General features: G+C 56.6%; 4 protein-coding genes. All 4 read right to left on the bottom strand.

Going from position 1 to position 3,094, the window contains the following annotated elements:
• The coding region (locus VGU61_RS00230) for a HAMP domain-containing protein (protein WP_326857067.1) at window positions 1–557 on the bottom strand (557 nt) is incomplete at its 3' end.
• A gap of 319 nt (window positions 558–876) precedes the next feature.
• Entirely contained in the window at window positions 877–1,728 is an 852-nt protein-coding gene (metF, locus tag VGU61_RS00225) for a methylenetetrahydrofolate reductase [NAD(P)H] (RefSeq protein WP_326857066.1), read from the bottom strand.
• A 1-nt stretch (window position 1,729) separates the two neighbouring features.
• Window positions 1,730–2,071: a phage holin family protein gene (locus tag VGU61_RS00220; protein ID WP_326857065.1), complete on the bottom strand. Its 342-nt coding sequence runs from the start codon at window positions 2,069–2,071 to the stop codon at window positions 1,730–1,732.
• 115 nt (window positions 2,072–2,186) lie between these two features.
• The coding region (locus VGU61_RS00215; protein ID WP_326857064.1) for an adenosylhomocysteinase at window positions 2,187–3,094 on the bottom strand (908 nt) is incomplete at its 5' end.

Below are 3,094 nucleotides of genomic sequence, written 5' to 3'. Positions count from 1 at the left end.
CCCCTGACCGCATATTCGGAAGCGGAAAGCACGAGCGTATTGGCCTGATGAGCGTTATCCGCGTTCTGCTTGACGGTCGATGTGAGCTCTTCCATCGAGGCGGCAGTTTCCTCCACCGAACTCGCCTGGTTTTCGGTGCGTTCCGACAACGCGGTGTTGTCGCGATTGATCTGGGAAGAGGTGCCGGCGACCGTCGTCGTGCCAGTGCGCACCTCGCTGACGATGCGGAACAGGCGTTCGTTCATCGCCTGCAGCACCTGCATCAGCTTGCCGATTTCATCCTGACGCGTGACGTTGATGGTTCCTGTCAGGTCACCTGAGGTGATGCGCTCGGCTGCCAGCAATGCTTCGTGCAGCGGCTTGGTGATGGCACGGCTCAGCCACCATGCGCAGGCGACGGTGACTGCCATTGCCGCAATTCCGCAACCGATGATCCATTGCGCAGCGCTGCCTGCCGCATTTCCGGCACCCACCGCAGTCAATCCTCCCAGTGCCAGCAAGACCACGCCAAATATGGAATACAGCCGGACACTGATTGTCCAGTTCGCAAAATTCATGGGTTGTCTCCTAGTTGTACGGCAGGATCGATACGCCCTCCGTGAGCTTCATTATCTTTTTTATATGTTTGATACCGTATTCGTCGTCGCAATAACATATGCCAGCCCGCAGAAAGTTGCCTGACAATAATAAAGCGATTTCAAACGGTCTGTCCGTCTTCAAACGAACGATCGTGTTTTACCTCCGATGTTCGTAGGAATTCCGCGACACTGCGCATCGCGCACATGGCGTTTTTATTGCAGGTCCAATTCTCTATCGGCAGGCGTACCGAAAACTTGATATGCCTGCCGGAGAGCCCGGGAGAGGGACGCGCAGGCGTCAGATGGAGGATTGGCCGAGACGGCGGCAGATTTCGAGCGTTGCGTTCGCCTGGTTGAGCGTATAGAAGTGCAAGCCGGGCGCACCGCCGGCGAGAAGTCGCTCGCACAATCCTGTCACGACATCGAGGCCAAAGGCGCGAATCGAATCGGTATCGTCGCCGAAGCTAGCGAGCTTGAGACGTATCCAGCGAGGAACCTCGGCGCCGCACATGTCGGAAAAACGCATCAGCTGCGAATAATTCATGATCGGCATGATGCCGGCCGCGATCGGCACATCGACGCCGGCCTTGCGTACATCGTCGACAAAACGGAAATAAGCGTCGGCGTTGTAGAAATACTGAGTGACTGCGCCGTTTGCGCCGGCTTTCACTTTCCGCACGAAATTCTGCAAATCGTCCTGAGGCGACTTCGCTTGTGGGTGCACTTCAGGATAGGCCGCAACTTCGATGTGAAACCAGTTGCCGGTTTCTGCCCGGATGAACTCGATCAGTTCGTTCGCATAGCGGAACTGGTTGGCGGACAAATCAACGGTGCCGTAACCGCTTGGCAGATCGCCGCGCAATGCCACCAGGCGCCGGATGCCCTGCGCCTGATACTGCGCCAGCAACGACCGCAATTCCTCCCTGCTGCTGCCCATGCAGGAGATATGCGGCGCCGCTTCATACCCCTCGTTCTTGATTTCCAGTACCGTTTCGAGTGTTCCCTTCTGGGTCGACCCGCCAGCGCCGAAAGTCACGGAAAAATAATGCGGCCGGAGCTGAGCCAGCCGCGAACGGGTGGCGCGCAGCTTTTCGGTTCCTTCCGCCGTTTTCGGTGGGAAGAATTCAATACTGAAAAGAGATGTCGTCATATTATTTTTTGAGTAGCAAAGCGGACAAGCCCCAGGAAATCAGGGTGTACAGCAGCGCACCGCCAAGCGCCGACCAGAACCCCGCGACCTGAAAACCGCTCACAAAACTCGCCACGGCCCAGAACAGCAGACCATTGATCACCAGAATGAACAAACCGAGCGTCAGGACCGTCACCGGCAATGTCAGCAGCACCAGCACCGGCCGGATCAGCGTATTGACCAGCCCCAGTATCAGTGCCGCGATCAATGCGGTGACGAAGTTATCGACCCGTATCGATTGCATCAGATAAGGCAATGCAAACAAGGCTGCAGCGTTGATGAGCCAGGCAAGTAGCAGGCGCATATGTCCCCTTTGAAATAGCCAAAATGAAGGCGAAGAACTGAACCGCAACAAACTTTCTACGTGCGCTCATTCCTCGCTTTCGGAGGAATGAGCGATCCCGCCTTTCTGAAGAGGCTTAGTACCGGTAATGCTCCGACTTGTACGGCCCTGTCGGCTTCACGCCGATGTAGGCAGCCTGCTCTTCGGTCAATTGCGTGAGTTGCGCATTCAGCTTCTTCAGCTGGAGGCGCGCCACTTTTTCATCCAGGTGTTTCGGCAAAGTGTACACGCCGACCGGATAGGCCTTGGTATTGGTGAACAGCTCGATCTGCGCAATGGTCTGGTTGGCAAATGACGAGCTCATCACATACGACGGATGGCCGGTGCCGCAACCGAGGTTGACCAGGCGTCCCTCTGCCAGCAGGATGATGCGCTTGCCGTCGGGAAAAATCACGTGGTCGACTTGCGGCTTGATGTTTTCCCAGGTGTACTGCTTGAGCGCGGCGACTTCGATCTCGTTATCGAAGTGACCGATGTTGCAGACGATTGCCTGGTCTTTCATCTTCTTCATGTGCTCGTGGGTGATCACATGGTAGTTGCCGGTCGCCGTCACGAAAATATCGGCATGTTCCGCCGCGTAATCCATGGTAACGACGCGATAGCCCTCCATTGCCGCCTGCAGCGCGCAGATCGGGTCGATCTCGGTTACCCATACCTGTGCGGACAAAGCACGCAACGCCTGTGCGGAACCCTTGCCGACATCGCCATATCCGGCGACGACTGCAACCTTGCCGGCAATCATCACGTCGGTGGCGCGCTTGATGCCGTCGACGAGCGATTCGCGGCAACCGTACAGATTGTCGAATTTGGATTTGGTGACGGAGTCGTTGACGTTGATTGCCGGGAAAGCAAGCTTGCCCTCCTTGTGCATCTGGTACAGGCGGTGCACGCCGGTCGTGGTCTCTTCGGTGACGCCCTTGATCTGCGCGAGACGGGTTGAATACCAGGTCGGATCGGCGGCCAGTTTTTTCTTGATCGAATTGA

It is taken from the genome of Noviherbaspirillum sp., assembly GCF_035944575.1.
GTDB lineage: Bacteria > Pseudomonadota > Gammaproteobacteria > Burkholderiales > Burkholderiaceae_D > Noviherbaspirillum.
This window is presented reverse-complemented; position numbering and strand designations above follow the sequence as displayed.

What these genes read in the sequence shown, in the direction of transcription:
- VGU61_RS00220 (WP_326857065.1), bottom strand. Translation starts at nt 2,071, where the DNA reads ATGCGCCTGCTACTTGCCTGGCTCATCAACGCTGCAGCCTTGTTTGCA.
- metF (WP_326857066.1), bottom strand. Translation starts at nt 1,728, where the DNA reads ATGACGACATCTCTTTTCAGTATTGAATTCTTCCCACCGAAAACGGCG.